This is a genomic window from Shewanella mangrovisoli, assembly GCF_019457635.1.
In the GTDB taxonomy this organism is placed as follows: Bacteria; Pseudomonadota; Gammaproteobacteria; order Enterobacterales; family Shewanellaceae; genus Shewanella; species Shewanella mangrovisoli.
Genome location: NZ_CP080412.1, coordinates 634,777 through 653,162, shown reverse-complemented (window position 1 = coordinate 653,162; position 18,386 = coordinate 634,777). Strand labels below are relative to the sequence as shown.

At 49.3% G+C, this 18,386-nt stretch carries 17 protein-coding genes; 8 read left to right on the top strand and 9 right to left on the bottom strand.

Annotated features, from left to right (window positions below):
- Window positions 1-153: 153 nt before the first annotated feature.
- The gene (gene mscL, locus K0H60_RS02915) at window positions 154-564 is read left to right on the top strand and encodes a large-conductance mechanosensitive channel protein MscL (protein WP_011621323.1); all 411 of its coding nucleotides are present in this window, start codon (window positions 154-156) and stop codon (window positions 562-564) included.
- An 82-nt stretch (window positions 565-646) separates the two neighbouring features.
- Here mscL and K0H60_RS02910 read toward each other — a convergent pair whose 3' ends face one another.
- The 7 genes from K0H60_RS02910 to K0H60_RS02880 form a co-directional block, all read right to left on the bottom strand.
- Window positions 647-970 carry an antibiotic biosynthesis monooxygenase family protein gene (locus K0H60_RS02910; RefSeq protein WP_011627310.1) on the bottom strand — a complete coding sequence of 108 codons (324 nt, stop codon included), beginning with the start codon at window positions 968-970 and terminating at the stop codon, window positions 647-649.
- A gap of 129 nt (window positions 971-1,099) precedes the next feature.
- Window positions 1,100-4,312 carry an efflux RND transporter permease subunit gene (locus K0H60_RS02905; protein ID WP_220057220.1) on the bottom strand — a complete coding sequence of 1,071 codons (3,213 nt, stop codon included), beginning with the start codon at window positions 4,310-4,312 and terminating at the stop codon, window positions 1,100-1,102.
- Between the two features lie 77 nt (window positions 4,313-4,389).
- Window positions 4,390-5,673 (bottom strand): efflux RND transporter periplasmic adaptor subunit, encoded by a 1,284-nt coding sequence (locus K0H60_RS02900; RefSeq protein WP_220057219.1) that lies wholly within the window; start codon window positions 5,671-5,673, stop codon window positions 4,390-4,392.
- 15 nt (window positions 5,674-5,688) lie between these two features.
- On the bottom strand, window positions 5,689-7,059 hold the full coding sequence (locus tag K0H60_RS02895) for a TolC family protein (protein ID WP_220057218.1): 1,371 nt from the start codon (window positions 7,057-7,059) through the stop codon (window positions 5,689-5,691).
- A gap of 209 nt (window positions 7,060-7,268) precedes the next feature.
- A complete protein-coding gene (locus tag K0H60_RS02890) occupies window positions 7,269-7,718 on the bottom strand; it encodes a hypothetical protein (protein WP_220058102.1) in 450 nt (149 codons plus the stop codon).
- A 164-nt stretch (window positions 7,719-7,882) separates the two neighbouring features.
- Window positions 7,883-8,086 carry a DUF3012 domain-containing protein gene (locus K0H60_RS02885; protein ID WP_011715717.1) on the bottom strand — a complete coding sequence of 68 codons (204 nt, stop codon included), beginning with the start codon at window positions 8,084-8,086 and terminating at the stop codon, window positions 7,883-7,885.
- A 36-nt stretch (window positions 8,087-8,122) separates the two neighbouring features.
- Window positions 8,123-8,488, bottom strand: coding sequence for a SpoIIAA family protein (locus tag K0H60_RS02880; protein WP_011621315.1), 366 nt, complete (start codon window positions 8,486-8,488; stop codon window positions 8,123-8,125).
- Between the two features lie 148 nt (window positions 8,489-8,636).
- On the opposite strand from K0H60_RS02880, the gene arfB reads away from it, so the two are divergent.
- The 4 genes from arfB (at window position 8,637) to K0H60_RS02860 (ending at window position 10,780) form a co-directional block, all read left to right on the top strand.
- Window positions 8,637-9,050, top strand: coding sequence for an alternative ribosome rescue aminoacyl-tRNA hydrolase ArfB (gene arfB / locus K0H60_RS02875; protein WP_011621314.1), 414 nt, complete (start codon window positions 8,637-8,639; stop codon window positions 9,048-9,050).
- 101 nt (window positions 9,051-9,151) lie between these two features.
- Window positions 9,152-9,586 carry a type II 3-dehydroquinate dehydratase gene (aroQ, locus tag K0H60_RS02870; protein WP_220054578.1) on the top strand — a complete coding sequence of 145 codons (435 nt, stop codon included), beginning with the start codon at window positions 9,152-9,154 and terminating at the stop codon, window positions 9,584-9,586.
- A 33-nt stretch (window positions 9,587-9,619) separates the two neighbouring features.
- Window positions 9,620-10,069, top strand: a complete 450-nt coding sequence (gene accB / locus K0H60_RS02865) for an acetyl-CoA carboxylase biotin carboxyl carrier protein (protein WP_220057217.1) — start codon at window positions 9,620-9,622, stop codon at window positions 10,067-10,069.
- Window positions 10,070-10,102: 33 nt separating this feature from the next.
- Window positions 10,103-10,780 (top strand): SDR family NAD(P)-dependent oxidoreductase, encoded by a 678-nt coding sequence (locus tag K0H60_RS02860; RefSeq protein ID WP_220057216.1) that lies wholly within the window; start codon window positions 10,103-10,105, stop codon window positions 10,778-10,780.
- An 87-nt stretch (window positions 10,781-10,867) separates the two neighbouring features.
- Here the strand turns inward: K0H60_RS02860 and K0H60_RS02855 are convergent, their stop codons facing one another.
- Entirely contained in the window at window positions 10,868-12,079 is a 1,212-nt protein-coding gene (locus tag K0H60_RS02855; protein WP_220057215.1) for an MFS transporter, read from the bottom strand.
- A 91-nt stretch (window positions 12,080-12,170) separates the two neighbouring features.
- Window positions 12,171-12,941 carry a hypothetical protein gene (locus K0H60_RS02850; RefSeq protein WP_220057214.1) on the bottom strand — a complete coding sequence of 257 codons (771 nt, stop codon included), beginning with the start codon at window positions 12,939-12,941 and terminating at the stop codon, window positions 12,171-12,173.
- A gap of 158 nt (window positions 12,942-13,099) precedes the next feature.
- Here K0H60_RS02850 and ubiD point away from each other — a divergent pair, with 158 nt between their 5' ends.
- The 3 genes from ubiD (at window position 13,100) to K0H60_RS02835 (ending at window position 18,080) form a co-directional block, all read left to right on the top strand.
- The gene (ubiD, locus tag K0H60_RS02845) at window positions 13,100-14,581 is read left to right on the top strand and encodes a 4-hydroxy-3-polyprenylbenzoate decarboxylase (protein ID WP_011627318.1); all 1,482 of its coding nucleotides are present in this window, start codon (window positions 13,100-13,102) and stop codon (window positions 14,579-14,581) included.
- A gap of 110 nt (window positions 14,582-14,691) precedes the next feature.
- Window positions 14,692-15,390, top strand: a complete 699-nt coding sequence (fre, locus tag K0H60_RS02840) for an NAD(P)H-flavin reductase (RefSeq protein WP_220057213.1) — start codon at window positions 14,692-14,694, stop codon at window positions 15,388-15,390.
- 596 nt (window positions 15,391-15,986) lie between these two features.
- Window positions 15,987-18,080: a hypothetical protein gene (locus K0H60_RS02835; RefSeq protein ID WP_220057212.1), complete on the top strand. Its 2,094-nt coding sequence runs from the start codon at window positions 15,987-15,989 to the stop codon at window positions 18,078-18,080.
- Window positions 18,081-18,386 lie beyond the last annotated feature (306 nt).

Sequence of the window (18,386 nt, the reverse complement as noted above, 5' to 3'; positions counted from 1 at the left end):
GATGAAGGATAAATCCAGAATGTCAGAATTGCCTTAATCCTTAAGCCCCTATAAGCTTGGCAAGGTAACAGGCAGCAAAAGACCCTTAGGTTTTCCTGATACAGTTAACACAATAAAATTTAACATTTCATTTTTAATTTCGGAGGAAACCTAATGAGCTTAATTAAAGAGTTCAAGGCTTTTGCGTCCCGTGGCAATGTGATCGATATGGCGGTGGGTATTATCATCGGTGCCGCTTTTGGCAAGATAGTCTCATCCTTTGTGGCCGATATCATTATGCCGCCAATTGGGATCATCTTAGGTGGCGTGAATTTCAGCGATCTGAGCATAGTGTTGCAAGCCGCCCAGGGCGATGCACCAGCGGTGGTGATTGCTTACGGTAAATTCATTCAAACCGTTATCGATTTTACCATTATCGCCTTCGCGATTTTTATGGGCTTAAAAGCCATTAACAGCCTAAAACGCAAACAGGAAGAAGCGCCGAAAGCTCCACCAGCGCCGACCAAAGATCAAGAGCTGTTATCTGAGATCCGCGATCTGCTTAAAGCGCAGCAAGAAAAGTAAGCTAACGCTATTTTTTATCCGATTGATTGCAATAAAAAACCCATCGACTTCGATGGGTTTTGTTTTTATATAAGCGCTTAGCTTACTCGGGCACGTCGTGCACTGTTTCGCTATAGTCTTGCACCACTTCGGCAACACGGATGCGATAAGAGTTAAATAAGCAAGGCACAATGCCAGATTGCTCAGCAATGCTGTGGGCCATTTGATTACGCCATTGGGTAATAGAGGCCATATCATCCCAAAACGACAGGCTCAGCACCTTGCCATCGTCGGTTAAGCTCTGAAACCGTTCAATTGAAATCAACCCCTGACGCCCTTCTAAATATTGGCGCATCTCAGCGGCCACGTGCAGATATTCTTCCTTGCCTTCTTTCGTGGGCACGACTTCAAAAATGACTGCGATCATAATGCTCTCCAAAGATAGTAATCCTTAATACCAGAGCTAAGCCTAGCCTAGATCGCGCACGATAGCTCACTGATTTTTAACTTTAACATTGAGCCTTACCACAAAATGAGGCCAAGGCTCAACATCTCACTAAGCTGACGTCTTATCGTGGCGATATAACCAACGATACAGGGTCGGTAACACCAATAAGGTCAATGCAGTAGAGCTAAACAGCCCGCCGATAATCACCACCGCCAATGGCTTTTGGATTTCACTGCCCACACCCGATGACACTAAGATGGGGATCAAGCCCAAGGCCGAGGTCAATGCCGTCATCAACACGGGGCGTAAGCGGCCAACTGTGCCTTCGTAAACCGAGTCATAGAGCGACTCGCCGCTCTGTCTGCGCTGGTTAATCGAGTCCACTAACACCACGCCATTGAGCACCGCCACCCCAAACAGAGTGATAAAACCGATGGAGCTTGGCACCGACAGATAAGTGCCGCTGACAAACAGCGCCACAATCCCGCCGATCAATGCCAGAGGAACGTTCGCCATGATCAATAAGACCTGCTTCACTGCGCCAAAGGAGAAGTACAATAGCAAGGCAATCAAGGCGATGGAGACAGGTACCACCAACATCAGCTTTTGTTGTGCCCTCTGCTGATTCTCGTACTGACCGCCCACAATCACTGTATAACCCGCGGGCAAATCGGCCTGAGGCACCAGCGCATAGATATCTTTGACCACAGATCCCATATCCCGCCCCGCCACGTTAGCTTGCACCACCACGCGGCGCTGCACATCATCACGGCGAATATTCGGCGGCGCCATTTCCACCTCAACGCTGGCCACTTCGCCTAAACGCACAGTGGCGCCATTGCTGCCGCTAAGGAGTAAATCCTTAATCACATCAGGGCTGCTGCGATACTCGGCTGCGAGGCGTAAATTGATGTCGTATCTCGCGTTACCGTCAATCACCTGTCCGGCGCTGGCACCACCAATCCCTTGGCTAACTAGCGACATTACTTGGTCGACACTGATACCATAGCGGGCAAGTTGTGCGCGGTCTGGCCGCACCACTAGCTGCGCCTCACCACTCACCTGCTCGAGGGACACATCCACAGCACCAGGGATTTTTGCCACCAGATCGGTGAGCACTTGTCCCTTTTCAGATAAGACGTCTAAATCGGGGCCAAAAAGTTTAATCGCCAACTGTGCCTTTACCCCAGAGAGCAGCTCATCGACCCGTGTCGCAATCGGTTGTGAGAAGGTCAACAGCAGTCCTGGGAAGACACTGAGCTTTTCTTCCATCAGCCGTTGCAGCTCCAAACGCGAGCTAGCCGATTGCCATTCTTCGATGGGTTTAAGGCCGATATAGACTTCGATATTACTGACGGGCTCAGGATCGCCGCCTAATTCGGGCGCACCGATACGGCTCAAGGCATATTCCACCTCGGGGAATTCCAGCAGCATGGCCTCAAGCTTTGGCGCCACATCTAAGGAAGTGCCAAGGCTCGCGGTCGGTGCCAGCGTCACCCTCAGGTTGATGGTGCCTTCTTCTAGTTCGGGCACAAACTCAGTGCCCAGCCTTGGTAGCAATACCATACTCATTGCAAACATCAGCAGCGCGCTGATCATCACCAACTTTGGCCTAGCAAGGGTTGCACTCAGCAGCTTGCGATAGGCAGAGTCCAAGGGGGCTAAGACGACGCTCTCCTTCAGCACAACGCCACGCTTAAACAGATAAACCGCCAGTGCCGGTACGGCAATCAAGGCCACCAGTAAAGCTGAAATCATCGCCAAAATAATGCTGACCGCCATCGGCTGAAACAGTTTGCCCTCAACCCCTTCTAGCGCAAATAGCGGCGCAAACACCACAATGATGATGGCGGTCGCGAAGAAGATCGGACTGCATACCTCTTTCGCCGCCAGCATGATGCGCACAGCCATGCTGTTATCCGCTTCTACAGCGTGAGCACTACCATCCTCATCGCCATGGTATGGGTCAACTTCGCCATCCGCGCGGCTTCTCGCCTGGGCTAAATGGCGGCGATCTGGCTGAGTTAAATGTTTGAAAATATTCTCAACCATCACCACAGAGCCATCGACCAACATCCCAATGGCCACCGCTAACCCGCCGAGGGACATCAAGTTGGCAGACAGGCCATAGTAAGACATCACCATTAGCGCCAAACCAATGGATACGGGGATAGACAGCAGCACCAACAGGGTGGCGCGGATATTGACGAGGAACAGCGCCAAGATCACCACGATAAACACAAAGGCCATCAGCAACGCATCACGCACTGTGGTAACGGCCTTATCCACTAAGTCCGCTTGGTCGTAAAACACCTCGAAGGACACGCCCTTAGGCAGCGCCTGCTCAATCAGATTAATCCGCGCATCGATATCATCAATCGTCGCCTTAGTGTTGGCGCCCATGCGCTTAAGCACCACGCCCGCCACCACTTCGCCCAAGTCTTGCGCCTGACCCGCCTCATCGCGGCGCGTCATAGTCACGGCCCCAACACGGATCTCACTGCCAAAATCGACCTTAGCAATGTCGCCCACTCGCACTGGCGTGCCACGCACTTCGGTCAGCGGAATTTGGGCGATTGCGGCAAGCCCTGCTTCACCCGCGGGTAACATGCCATAACCCCGCACCACCAATTGCTCCTGACCTTGGTCCATAAACCAACCACCGGCGTTGCGGTTATTGCTCTCAAGCGCCTCGCTCACCTGCGCCATCGACAAACCATAGGCTCGCAACTTGTTAGGGTCGACCTGTACTTGATACTGACGCACCTCGCCGCCAAAGGATAAAACATCGGTCACGCCGCCCACGGGCATCATGATCAGTTTGACGAGGTAATCGTTAAGGCTTCGCAGCTCGGCGGCATTAATACCCGAGCTAGGGTCAGCCCGCAGAATGTACTGATAAATCTGCCCTAAACCTGAAGTGTTAGGGCCAATTTCTGGCACCCCCACTCCGCTTGGGATCATCTCCCGCGCCGCCTGTAACTGCTCAAACACTTGCTGGCGAGCAAAGTAAATATCCGTGCCCTCGGCAAATACCACGGTCACGATGGACAAGCCAGTTCGTGAGAGCGAGCGCACCTCAGTCACCGCCGGCAAGGCATACATGGCCGATTCGACCGGATAACTGATGAGCTTTTCCACCTCTTCGGCGGCCAAGCCCTCGGCCGCGGTATTGATGGTCACCTGTACGTTGGTGACATCGGGAAAGGCATCCAAATTCAGTTTGGGCAACATGGCCACACTGGCGGCCACCACAGCAAGCAGTGCCAGCACTACTAATAGCCGATTTTTAATCGCGGCTTCGATTGCTTTTTGCAACATAAAAATTCCTCGCGTATTCGCCCTAAGCCTTTAAAAAGGCGTAAAAAGAGGGCTTGAGAAGGTTCGACTCATCGGCATTAGTGGGCATGAATATCAAAGCCAGCTTTGGCCAGCTCCGACGCCAAGAAAAATGCGCCTCCCACCACCACTTTTAGTTGTGCCTGTCGCGCCTTATCCAACTTGTCGCCGCGAACTAGGCTTAAGCCGCGCTGACGCTGTACTAGTTCCACCTCAATGGCTTCGAAACCATCTTCGTCTTGAATAAAGATCTGCCAATCACCGTCACCACTGCGGGTTAGCGCCGCATCTGGCAAGACGATTCCAGAAGAGAAGCCTGATGATAAGTCGCTACCCTTAGGCGCATCGGCAAAATACAGCTCGGCAAATTGCCCCGCGTGCAACACATGCTCAGGGTTTGGCATGCTGACTAAAATCTGCTCGGTACGGGTCACACTATCCAGCTCATGGGAGCGGCCAATAATCTTGCCCGCCAGCGTTTTATCCCCCACTTGCACCAACGCCGGGCCGCCGACATTCACATTGGCCGCCTGCGCCGGAGTTAATTGCGCTTCGACCCAAAGGTGCGATTCATCGGTTAATTGCATTAATGGTGTGCCAGCGGTGAACACTTGGCCTAGCATGGCGATATCCTGCTGCACACGGCCATCGATAGGCGCTAAAAGTTGATAGCTGCCGATAGCTTCAGGGGTCGACTCTAAGGTACGAATCTGTTCAGGGGTCATTTTGATCGCATCTAAAATCGCTCGCTTCAGTTCGGCATCGACCTGCGCCTGCATTCTGCGGCTCACGCTCACCGCGCCCTCACTCATACGACGCACTCGACTCCACTCGGCAGCGGCATTGATATATTCCGCCTGCGCCTTGGCGACTTCTGCGCCGCCTAAGGTCAGTAAGGGCTCACCTTTTTTCACCTCTTGGCCGGGCACCACATGGCGCGCCTGCACCCGCACATCCAGCTGCGGTGCTAAGGTCGCGGTTCTATCACGGTCAACCACTAGAGTGGCGGTCGCAATAGTATCGAGGTTGAGATTGCTAAAACTTAAGCTATCGCTGCTCAGGGGCAACAGGCGCACGCCGGCAAGTTCCAGCTGCGCAGGCGTAAAAGTGAGTGCCTGCTCACCATGGTCATCTTCTGTCGCTGAAGCGCTTTTTTCTGCCTTATTGGTGACCTTTTCAGCGTCGTGATCATGGCCTTCACCCGCGAAGGTCGGCGTCGTCAGGGTTAAGGAGGTCAGCATCAAAGCCAATGCTAAACGGGAAGGAGTAAATAACGACCTTAAGCCCGCAGCAGACACTGTGCCCAAAGTATGGAAAGACGATTTTTGAGTAAATGAATTCATAGTATTACCTCTCGATTACTTTGCTGGCACGGCGTGTGTGGAAGAAATAGATGTTGATTGGCCGACTGATGTGTCGGCTAAGGTGTCAATCATGGGCAGCAGCTGACCGCTGTCCCCCATCCAAGTTAACCAACTCTGATAAATTGCCGTTTCGAGGTTTAAACCGACCAAATAACTGGCCGCGAGCTGGCGCCGACTCTGCAAATACTCGCTGGTACTCACATCACCCGAACGCCACTGCTCACTTAAGGATTTAGCGGCTTTACTCCCCGAGGCGGCGACTCGCTCGCGCCAATCTTGGTAGCGCGCCAGTAAACGGGGTAAAGCATTGGTAAATTGTGCCTGTTTGGCCGTAAGTACTCGCTCACGGGCTAAGTAGTTCTGCTCCGCGATTGCGATACCCTTGTCGGCAACCGCCTGTAACTCACTGTAGTTATTCCGCATCTGCAAAGGGATGGCCACGCCGACGCCAAACTTGTTGTCATCGCCTTCCTTTTCAACACCGAGGTTGATGGTGGGATCGGCAGCCGTGTCCGCCTTAACCTTCATGGCATTAGCCTTGGCCAACAGCACCTGTTGATGGGCACTGGTCAATGCGGGTAAATTCACTTTCGGGGTCATTTGCGTCACCCATTGGCCAATTTCGGGGATAAACTCCCTAAATCCCAGCTTATCGACTCCGAGTAATTCGATGACTTTGCCATCGGCCACTAACGCCGCTTGCTCGGCCAGCGCATAGTCGGCGGTGTTACTCGCCAGTTCGAGCTTTAGCAGTTGCAACTCAACATCGGATAAATCCCCCGCAGCAAAGCGCTGCTCGGCAATATTGAGCTGTGCCTGCGTAAACCTTAATTGCTGCTCGGCGAAGGTCAGCGCCTTATTGCTTTGCGCCTGCTCGGCCAGTGCCAATAGCCGCTCGGCCAACATCTGACTGCGCTCTAGCTGTATATCCGCTAACAGGATTTGCGCCTCGAGCTGGGCAAGGCGAGTCGCCACGCCGCGCTTATCGCCCCAATCTAGGGTTTGGCTCAGCCCTAGGCTGTAGGTATCTGTGTCGGCGTTTTGATAATTGAGTCCAAGCTCAGGGTTATAGATGGCGCGATCCGCAGCCGCAATGGCAAGCTCTGCCTGTTGCTGCCGAGCAATTTGCGCCTGCACTTCGGGTAACTGATTAATTTGCTTGAGTAACTCAGGCAACCACTGCTTGAGGGAAGCTTGAGTTTCTTCGGTTAATAGCTCGCCTTGCGCTAATAAAGTGCCTTCGGCATTTAGCTCGTTCACCTCAAGGCTTGAGGTTGCTGCAACAGCAGAGTGAACCTGTCCGCCAACGAGCACGAGTGTGCTAAACAGGCCAAACAAGGTCTGGGCGATAATGGTTTTCTTCATCGCAATTCCTAACAATATCTAAATAGGACTGGCCCCACACAAGAGACGTGTGAATACCAATCGAATGCTCCCCAAAAGCGTAAAATGTCGAATAAGCTCAAAGCGCTAGCGCGAGCCATGGCCGTTTTAGACCAGTCATCGATGCGTTGGGGATAAATTAAAGGCTTATGGCGGCGCACAATAACGAAGCGATAAGCAGATATTGAAGGTTAAGCGATGGGAGGGCGGTACTTAGGTAATTGATCGGGTGGGAAATAGGCTAAATCCGTTGGCACATAAGCCGTTTCAAACGCGATAGTCGTTTGGCTCTCGGTATGGGATAACAACGCCACATGACCGCCGTGACATTGGCAATCGAGGCAAAGATCAAAGTTTTGAATTTCAGTGGTTTGCACTAAATGTGAATGACCACTAACACTGGCAGTCGATACACCTGCCTTGAATGCGGCTTCGCCAAACTGCTCGGCGCTGAATCCGGGAGTCTGCTCATTGGCACACACACAATCCACACATTGGGCTAAGGTGGTCACGGGAGCACTAAATTGGAGATGGGGATGATTTTCGGCTTCTTCGGCGCCATTACCCGCATGTAACTGATGCGCACCCAAATTCGCGCCCGCAAATTGCAGCACGATAATGGCTATCAGTAGGGTCACCATTCGGCTAAAGAATGGCTTGGCGGTCGAAATCAAATATCACCTTTGGACGATTCAGTAGGTTGTTAAGCAATAGCTTGTGCAAACTTCAGACAGGGATTTTAAGCATAAGTTCACAGCTTGCAACTAAAAATAAGCCAAGCTGTGACACTATTCGCTTGAAAAGCTTACTTAAACACGCAGTGTTTAGCGTAATCGGCAGCTTCGTTCGCCGTCCAATCACCTGAAGGTTTATCCTTCATTTGCTTACACCAAGCATCACTACCTACCTCTGGCGCACAGGCACTTAAGCCTGCGGTAAAGGCCAATACTAGGGCGATAGCGCCTAATTTAGCGGTCGGTTTGGCAGTCATAGTTTTCAACAAAGACATAGTTAATTCCTTATAAGTAATACCCACCATGGGCCGTTAAAAAGTTGAACGTTTCGCAATCCAGTCGATGGCTTTGGCTTTTTGTTCTAAAGGGAACCAAGCCACTTCGCCCTGCATAAAGGGGCCGAGTAAGCGCACGGCGTTACCCACCCAATCTGGGCCACCAACAAATACTAAGGCTTCAAAATTAGGAAGTTGGACTTCGCCGCTGCCCGTTAGCGACTCAAATTCCCAGCCTTCGAGTAAGACGTCCGCCTCGATATACAGGCAAACTTGTCCCCAATCCTTGCGGTAACTCTTAATGGCCGGCTGTAAACGGGTACGATAATCGGTTGAAGAGAGTCGACCACTGGCGAAAAGACTGATAACACCCTTAGCAATATCGGGGATTTGGCATAACATAAAGGCACTCCGAAACGAGAACACTATTTTGCAAACGGGCAAACACGCCTACCCAGCAAGAATGCGCCGATGATAACAAATCTATTGAAAAGCCATAAGCAGTTATTGCTGGCTTCTCAAAGCAATTGGACAAAACCCTAAGTCTGCCATGATAAAAATCTCAAACCGTGTGGAACTTCCGGAAAATGAAATCGAGTGGCAATTTATCCGCTCCAGCGGCGCTGGCGGGCAAAATGTCAATAAAGTCTCCACTGCCGCCCAGCTGATTTTTGATATCAGAAACTCATCCTTACCCGAGTTTTATCAGCAGCGCCTGCTGCAAAAAGCCGATCATCGCATCACCGCCAGCGGCAAAATCATTATCAAATGTCAGGCGAGTCGCAGCCAAGAGGCGAATCGGCAAACCGCCTTGGAGCAATTTATCGCCCTAGTTGCCAGCGTGGCAGAAGTGCCCAAAAAACGCATTCCGACCCGCGCGACCAAAAGCAGCCAAACCAAACGCTTAGATGCAAAAAAACAACGCGGCGCCACTAAGGCGATGCGACAGATTAAGTTTGATTAACCCCGCCGACAACTCGGTGACATTCATAATGCAAAATCCGCCCGAACAGGTTAAGTTAATGGCATTCAACCCGTTAAGGCATGTCGTAAAAGGAAAGCGTAATGAATCATAAAGTTCTGCTCATCAATGGCCCTAATTTAAACCTCCTTGGCCGTCGTGAGCCCAGTGTTTACGGTCATCAAACCTTAGCCGATATTGTTGCCCTGTTAACTGAACAAGCGCAGACGGCGGGCGTACAACTTGAACATATTCAATCGAATGCCGAATTTGAGTTGATCAACGCTATCCATGCCACCGATGCGCAGATGATCATTATCAATCCCGCAGCCTTTACCCACACCAGTGTGGCCCTGCGTGACGCACTACTTGGGGTGGACATCCCCTTCTTTGAAGTGCATTTATCCAATGTCCATGCCCGCGAGCCCTTCCGCCACCACTCCTATTTGTCCGATAAGGCCATTGGGGTGATTTGTGGTTTCGGCGCCCAAGGCTATGAGTTTGCCCTCGCAGCGGCGATTAAGAGATTGAAGGCATAAACGCGATTAGCGTGAGCACAGGGAGTCGCAGCGATGGCGGTTGACCTTCGAAAGATCAAAAAGCTGATTGAATTGGTGCAGGAATCTGGGATTGCGGAACTCGCGATTACCGAAGGGGAAGAATCAATTCGCATCACCCGATACAACCCGCACAGCGCAAGCGCACCTGAGAGGGCGCACAATCCTGCGCCCTCTTCTGCACTCACGCCAAAGCCAGCCAAAACCCGTGACGCCCTGCCTGTGATTGAAGGTTTTGTGCAGCTATCGCCCATAGTCGGTACCTTCCATGCTTCACAAGGCCAAACCGAGGCGCCCTTGGTGCGTGTGGGCCAAAGGGTGGCGCGTGGCGACACGCTTTGCATTATCGAAGCCATGCGGATGCAAAATCCCATCGAGGCCGAGCGTGACGGCATAATCGGCGCCATTTGGGTGAAAGATGGGGACGATGTCGCCTTCGACCAGCCGCTGTTCACCCTGATCTAAGCCTAAACGTCCAGATAACACTAAGAGGTAAAGATGATACTGATTACTGGCGCAAGCAGTGGTTTAGGCGCGGCATTAGCCGCCCTATATGCCAAGGATAACCAAGCACTCACACTGACGGGACGCGATGCCAATCGCCTGCATACCGTGGCCAATGCCCTCAGCCCATTTTCGAATCAAAGCATCAGCGCCATTAGTGCCGATTTAGCGGACGAGGCGAGTGTCGAAGCGTTATTCGATGGCCTTACCGATACCCCCAACACGGTTATTCACTGCGCTGGCAGTGGTTACTTCGGTGCGCTGGAAACCCAAGGTACGAGTGAAATCCAAGCGCTGCTGAATAACAATGTCACTTCAACGATTCTGCTGGTACGTGAATTAGTGAAACGCTATAAACAGCAAGCTGTTAAGGTCGTGATCGTGATGTCCACCGCCGCCCTCGCCGCCAAAGCGGGAGAGTCGACCTACTGCGCCGCCAAATGGGCGGTGCGGGGCTTTATCGAATCGGTACGTTTGGAGCTCAAGCAGAGTCCGATGAAGTTGATTGCGGTTTATCCCGGCGGTATGGATACCGGCTTTTGGCCAAGCAGTGGTAAGAGTCTAGACACCTCAAGCTTTATGTCCGCTGATGAGGCCGCTGGCATGCTAAAACAAGCGTTGCTTGCCACCGAACATGGTTATATCGCCGATATCACCATTCAACGGGGATAACGGATTAAGACGACGAGTTACTGATAAACACATGGGCGGCCAAGGCATCAAATTGCCTTGGCCGCCCATTCTTTTTGAATCAATCCCTTAGTCGATGCAATTAGCGGTGCACAGGGCACTGCTTCGGCGGCTCTCCCTATGGGTTAACCACCACATAACTAAACCACCGAGGGATAACAGCGCTGCGGCATAGCCCGTCGCGGCGATGCCTTGGCCAGATAAGATCACTAAGCTGCCCACCCAAGGGCCAATCGCATTGGCAAGGTTAAAGGCACATTGTACTAAAGCGCCGGTCATGGCCTGCCCATCGGGGGCCACGTCCATTAATCGCGCCTGCACTGTGGTAGCCAGACCAATCCCCGAGCCCACAAAGAATACAATCGGCATCAACGCCCAATAAGATCCCGTCAAACTCGGATACAGCGCCAGCACTAAGGTGCTTAACACCAACGACCAAAATGCCGCCGCCAGCGCCGACTTATCCGCCGCCCAGCCACAGACTAAGGTGCCTAAGGTGGCGCCAATCCCAAAGACTGCCATCATCACCGGGATTTTAAAGGGTTCGACCTGGGTGACTTGGATCAGCGTCTCGGCCAGATAGGTATACACACAGAAAATCCCACCAAAACCGATAGCCGCAATACCGAGCGTGAGCCAAACTTCGCGATTCTTTAGGGTTTGCAGCTCTTTTTTCGGGCTGGCATTTTGCGGTACGGCGACATTCGGCGCGAGGAAATACAGCATCACGGCGGTAACGGCGGCAATAATCGCCACTATACCGATACCAGAGCGCCAACCGACGGTTTGCCCCATCCAAGTCGCGAAGGGCACGCCAACGATAGTGGCTAAGGTTAAGCCGATAATCACCCGAGAAACCGCTCGAGCCTTCATCTCGGGAGGCACTAAGGACGCCGCCAGTAACATAGCCACCCCAAAGTAAGCTCCATGGGGCAAGCCACTTAAAAAGCGGAAAAACACTAACCAATTCAAGCTGGGCGCTAGGGCGCTTAAGCCATTGGCAACCGCCATCATGGCGGCCAAGGCGATTAACAGCGTGCGCCGCTTAATCCTCACCCCTAGCACCATAATGATGGGCGAGCCCACCACCACCCCAAGGGCATAGGCGCTGATGGCATAACTCACATGGGCGACATCGACACTTAAATCGCTAGCGATATAAGGCACTAAGGTCATGGCGGCAAATTCTGTGGTGCCTAAGGCAAAGGTGCCTAATGCCAAGGCGAGTAACACCCAAAGCGCGCTGCTTTGAGCCTGAGTCTGGGGCTGAACTGTTTGCAAACGATTTCTCCGCGATTCTATAAAACGACAACTGGCTAAGAAAAAAATAGGAGCCCACTCGGGGCTCCCGTCGATAAGGCCTAAAACAACATTACTTCACTAACTGTTCTTGATAGGTTTGGCTATTCCAATCGAAGGCGTAAAGCGTACCTTGCCACTCATAGAAGGTACGGCCATCCTGTTGCACTATTCTGGCATTGCTCGGCAGACTCGACACACTGCGCGCCGCCCGTGCACGGGGAACATTGGCCATTTGCTCCGCCGAAGCTGTTGATGCGCTCGCCGTCGATGCTCCAGTCTGTGATATCACAGTCGCGCTATTGGTTGGCATATTCGACACCATACGGCCTTCGCTCGGCGAATATTGCATACTCGTTGTGACACGCACAGCGGGTGAAACCGCCACTGGCGTATCATCATAGGCCATAGGAATCGACAAGCCTATGCCCGAATAGGGGGAGTTCCAATAGCGCGCGCTATTCCAGCCCCAATCGTTCCAGCCATTATCATTCCAACCATAGCCAAGATTCCAACCTGTGCCCCAACCCGTCGCTAAGCCAATGCCTAAGCCCAATCCCCAAGGATAATAAGGACGGTAATAAGGGCGATAGTGGCGGTGGCTATCACCATGTTTATGGTGATTATTGTAGTGATTGTCGTGGCGACCATGACTCTCGCTATGGCGGTCATTGCCGCGGTCCCGCGCCGCCGCCAGATTCGGCACGGCTAAGGTGCAAATCAATAAGGCACCCAGTAAGGACAAGGCGAAGCCTGTTTTATGCCAAGGCTCAGCCGGCTTAGGTAAGCAAACTGATTGAAGTTGAAGATTTTTATCTTTAACAAGGCATGGAGAGAGTGTCATATAAACCTCGAAATACCGGGCACTGGTCAAATAAACATCGACCTAGGACAAGCATTTTACGCTTCCAAAGCTGGAAGATCACTGAATAGGTTAACCCTAAAACAGAAAAATGCTATAGTGCGCGCCACACGGATTTCCACTGCAGAGGCTATTTCCACATGAGTTTTAAGGATTTACGCAGCTTTATCGATCATCTGGAAGCCAATGGCGAACTCAAACGCATTAGCTACCCCGTTGATCCTCATTTAGAAATGACAGAGATCGCCGATCGCGTTCTACGCGCCAAAGGCCCTGCACTCCTATTCGAAAATCCAACCAATCATTCAATGCCAGTGCTGGCCAACCTCTTTGGTACCCCCAAACGCGTCGCCATGGCGCTGGGCAAAGAAGATCCACTCGCGCTGCGCGATGTGGGTGAGCTGCTGGCGTTTTTAAAAGAACCCGAGCCACCACGCGGCTTTAAAGACGCGATTTCAAAAATCCCCATGTTCAAGCAAGCCTTGAATATGCCGCCTAAGACGGTGCGTAATCCCGCCTGTCAGCAAGTGGTAAAAACTGGCGATGAGGTCGATTTAACTCAGCTGCCGATCCAGCATTGCTGGCCGGGCGATGTCGCGCCTTTGGTCACTTGGGGCTTAACTATCACCAAAGGGCCGCGTAAGAGTCGCCAAAACCTTGGGATCTATCGTCAGCAGTTGCTCGGCAAGAATAAACTCATTATGCGCTGGCTGTCCCACCGTGGTGGCGCGCTTGATTTTGCCGATTTTAAAGAGCAATTCCCCGGCGAGCGTTACCCAGTGGTGGTTGCCTTAGGCTCTGATCCTGTGACCATTTTAGGCGCGGTAACGCCAGTGCCCGATGCCATGAGCGAATACGCTTTCGCAGGATTGCTGCGCGGCGAGCGCACCGAAGTCTGCAAGGCATTGAGCTGTGATTTAGAAGTGCCCGCCAGCAGCGAGATCATCCTCGAAGGCTATATCGACCCCGACGAAATGGCCGAAGAAGGCCCCTACGGCGACCACACGGGTTACTACAACGAGACGGATAAATTCCCCGTCTTTACCGTGACCCATATTACCCACCGTAAGGATCCGATTTACCACAGTACCTACACAGGCCGTCCACCGGATGAACCCGCCATGTTAGGTGTGGCACTCAACGAAGTGTTTGTGCCGATTTTGCGTAAGCAATATCCTGAAATTATTGATTTTTACCTGCCGCCCGAAGGTTGCTCCTATCGGATGGCGGTGATCTCGATTCGTAAACAATATCCTGGCCATGCTAAACGGGTAATGATGGGCGCTTGGTCCTTCCTGCGCCAATTTATGTATACCAAGTTTATTGTGGTGGTCGACGACGATGTGAATTGCCGCGACTGGAACGATGTGATTTGGGCCATTACCACCCGTATGGATCCTAAGCGCGACACGGTAATGATCGATAACACGCCTATCGATTACCTCGACTTTGCCTCTCCCGTGGCGGGCCTCGGCTCCAAAATGGGTCTCGATGCCACTAATAAGTGGGAAGGCGAAACCAACCGCGAATGGGGCACGCCGATTGTGATGGATCCTAAGGTTAAGCAAAAGATCGACTCAATCTGGGATGAGTTAGGCATAGACGACAGCCCAACCCTATAATTCAGCTTAAGCACGACTCTCGTACCCACTTAAGCCAAGAGAATAGGCCGCCAACGGCCTTAATGTGACACCTAACGACAACAAATGATGAAAGGTGCAAAGGAAGTTTGATGAAAACCATACGTTGTAAGATAGAGAAAGTAACCCCCTTTAACGACGCCGTGTATCAGGTGTGGTTAAAGCCCGATACCCCCTTGGAGTTTCAAGCGGGACAATACCTGTGTGTTGTGATGGGTGAAAAAGATAAACGTCCCTTCTCTATCGCGTCCGCCCCTAATGCCGAAGTGATTGAGCTTCATATTGGTGCGGCCGTCAGCGAAAGCTATCCAATGCAAGTGGTTGAAAGATTGCGTAATAGCACGCATATCGACATCGAAGCGCCAGGCGGCGAAGCCCATTTACGCCACGACAGCCAGCGCCCACGTTTATTGATTGCTGGTGGCACAGGCTTCTCGTACATCAAGAGTATTGTCGAGCAACAAATCGCCCTAGACCAACAGGTCGAAACCACTCTCTACTGGGGTTGCCGCACCCAAGATGCGATGTACTACGAAAGCATCGCCCGCCAATGGCACGACGCTCACCCTTGGTTACACTTTGTGCCCGTGGTGGAAGAAGCCCCAGCCAACTGGCAAGGTAAAACCGCTAACCTGCTCGCGCAAATCAAGCAAGATTTTATTAGCCTCAATGGCTATGACATCTATATCGCAGGTCGTTTCGATATGGTCGGCGCCGCCCGCGAAATCTTCCGCGAAATGGGTGTCGATGAAGCCCATCTCTACGGCGATGCCTTCGCATTTATCAAATAACGCGTTGATTTGTAGCTTGGCTGGCCAACCTTTGCCAACCTAGGCTCAAACAATAAACCCCAGTTTTTACTGGGGTTTTGTTTTATACGTCATGCCGTATTTCACATTTTGTGGATACACCCACTCTGTAAATCTGCTTATCCAAAGGCTATTTTTGCTTAAGCAAAAGATTAAAGTCGTGGGTCTTCAACCCACACCCGACCAAGGAGGACTGCTCGTCCTATCCTCCTTGGATGCTCCAAGACGCCCCAACGGAGTTGAAAACCCCTTGTGCTCATTGCCAAATTTGCTATCGCTTCCGAAGGATGCGTCCCTGCACCTGCGAAAGCTAGCTTGCCATCCATGGCAAGACTCACGCAATTTGTCTATTCGCCCAGCGGCAACTCCGAGGGGTTGGTGAACTTCTGTAGCAACTCAACAATCTGTTAATCTAAAAGTTAGACCATCCTATTATTCTTGGTATACAAGATATAGCCATGCTTTCAACTGTAACCAATAACTTACCTGCGTGATTTTAATCACAAAAAACACTAATCACCAAGCTCCACACAGAAACCTATGCAAAACTTATTAACTAAATGATAAAAAGGAGTTATATGTCAATGATTAATGTAACAATAGAAAATTGTAATAGCATAGACCATGGAGTTATTACAATTAAAAAGAGTGCGTTAAATGTGAAGTATGGCATCAATGGTACAGGGAAAAGTACATTAGCTAAAGCTATTCAATATTGCGTATCGACCCCTGAATCGCTACAGGTATTAAAACAATTTAAACATCTAGAAAATAATTCTCTAGAAGCAGCACCTAAAGTCAGTGGCTTAGATGGTATTGAATCCATAATGATTTTTGATGAAGAATTCATCGAAAAATTTACTTTTAAAAAAGATGAAGTTTTAGAAAATAGTTTTGATATTTTCATCAAAGACGACACATTTAATACACAGACAGCTGAAATTGAGCAATTTGTTAAAGGCGTAAGAGAAGAAGTTGAGAAAAATTCCGAGTTAGAAAAAATGAGCCAAGATTTAAGAAGGCTAAGTGATTCATTTGGTAAAAAAGCCACAGAGAAAGGAATATCTAAAGCTTCTGCATTTTCTAAATCTTTAGCTGATGGGAATAAATTGCACAACATTCCTCAAGAAGTATCTCAATACACCTCTTTTCTTAAAAGCCAATCAAATACTAAATGGATATCTTGGCAGTCCCAAGGCACTGAATTCTTAGATATTGATGAGTGTTGTCCTTTTTGCGCGTCAGAGATCGCTGATAAAAAAGATGATGTTAAAAAAATCACAGAAACCTATAAACCTAAGAACTTTGAACATCTTATTGTTATCCTAAATGCTGTAGAGTCATTAGGAGATTATTTTAACATTGATACTAAAGATAAAATTATACAAATCACAACGAACAAAACTGGTATATCTTCAGAAGAAGAGTTAACGTTGAAGCAAATAAAAGAACAAATAGATCTTCTTCTATCTAAGATTCAAGACCTTAAATCATTAAGCTATTTCAGCTTTAATGAGAATATAAAAGTTGATGAAAAGCTACTTAAGTTGAAAATTAATTTAGAACTCATACCACATCTTAACTCTGAAAGAACCAATGAAGTCACCCGTGGAGTGAATGAGTCGCTCGAACAAATTATTCGTAGGGTACAAGAGTTGCAAGTAAGCGTAGGAAAAAACAAAACTCATATATCTAAGTTAATCAATAAATACAAAATTGAAATCAATCAATTCCTTGAAAAGGCTGGTTACAAATATCAAGTGTTTTTTGATGACCAAACTCCCTCCTCGCCGATGAAACTAAGGCATATAGATACCGAGCAATTTATATTAGATGGGAAGAAACATTTAAGCTATGGAGAGAAAAATGCTTTTGCAATGTTGTTATTTATGTATCAATGCCTTTCTAGCAAGCCTGACTTAATTGTGCTTGATGATCCGATATCCTCATTTGATAAAAATAAAAAATATGCAATCATGAGGAAATTGTTTGTTGAAAACACATCATTAAAAGGTCTTACAGTGCTAATGCTTACTCATGACTTCGATCCAATTGTTGATTTTTTCAAAATAATACCTGTAAACAATATTAACAAAGCACATTTAATATATAACAAAAATGGTTATCTAAAAGAAATTAGCATTGAAAAGGAAGATATACTTACATTTATAGAGGTTTGTGATTTAAATACAGGAAGAACACTTCACCCAATCATCAAACTAATATATATTAGAAGAAAATTAGATGCTATGAACAATAAGAATTCAACTTACAACCTAATATCAAACTTAATTCACAAGAGAGATATTCCAATATATAAAGACGGGACACCTATGTTACAAGATGACATTGACATAGCAATCAATGAAATAGAGAAAATAGTTAAAAACTTTGATTACAATGAACTAGTTAAAACTATACAAAGCAACGAAAGAATGATTGATCTTTACAAAATTGCTGAAAACGACTACGAGAAACTGCAAATATTTAGGATTCTAACTTCAGGAGTTAACTTAGAAAACAATTACCTTCAGAAATATATAAACGAAGTTTTTCACATTGAAAATGACAATATTTCACAATTAGACCCTAATAAATATAGTCTAGTACCTGAGTTTGTTATAAATGAATGCAACCAATATGTTGAAAAAATTAGTAAACAACACCATTAACGATCCCAACGCTAAATGGCAGGAAATACATGAAAATCATTTATAGATATCGCTCTTTCGAGATTAATAGCTAACACCGAAATCTCAGAAGTTCACCTTCCCTGCGAAGTTGTCGAAATACGCAGATAAAAATGCCGTGGCGACATCATGGATGATGGTGCAGGCTCGGGGGGACATGGATGTCCCATCTGAGCCGTTAGGCAATTTTTATTGGAGTATGAGACCACTAACCAATGCATGTAACTTCGCTAGGGACGCCGGGGGATTTCCAAAAGGGGAACAGGCGCTTTTCCCCTTTTGGTCGGG